The 440-nt window shown below is 67.5% G+C and carries 1 pseudogene; it reads left to right on the top strand.

The window, feature by feature from the left end:
* Positions 1-89: 89 nt before the first annotated feature.
* Positions 90-440 (top strand): annotated as a pseudogene (locus tag ACGWYJ_RS39050) (benzoyl-CoA 2,3-epoxidase subunit BoxB); the annotation flags it as partial.

A 440-nucleotide genomic window follows, 5' to 3' on the forward strand; every position in this document is an offset into this window, starting at 1 on the left:
TACCGTCCCAACGCCTCCGGCGCCGAGGGCGCGCTGCGCAAGTACGGCACCGGGCAGCGCGCCGACTTCGACAAGAAGCGAGTCTGAGCATGACGATCACCGCGGACTACTCCGAAAAGATCCCGAACAACGTCGACCTGCACGAGGACCGGAGGTTGCAGCGGGCGCTGGAGTCCTGGCAGCCCAACTTCCTGTCCTGGTGGGACTCGATGGGCCCGTCCCTGCCCACCCAGGACGTCTACCTGCGCACCGCGGTCAACGTCGGCCGCGAAGGGTGGGCGCATTTCGCGCACGTGGCGATGCGCGACTACCGGTGGGGCATCTTCCTGGCCGAGCGCAACAAGGATCGGCGGATCGCCTTCGGCCAGCACAAGGGCGAACCGGTCTGGCAGAAGGTCCCCGGCGAGTACCGCGCGGACCTTCAGCGCCTGATCGTGATC

The sequence above is a fragment of the Actinomadura sp. SCN-SB genome (genome assembly GCF_043906805.1).
Taxonomy (GTDB): domain Bacteria; phylum Actinomycetota; class Actinomycetes; order Streptosporangiales; family Streptosporangiaceae; genus Spirillospora.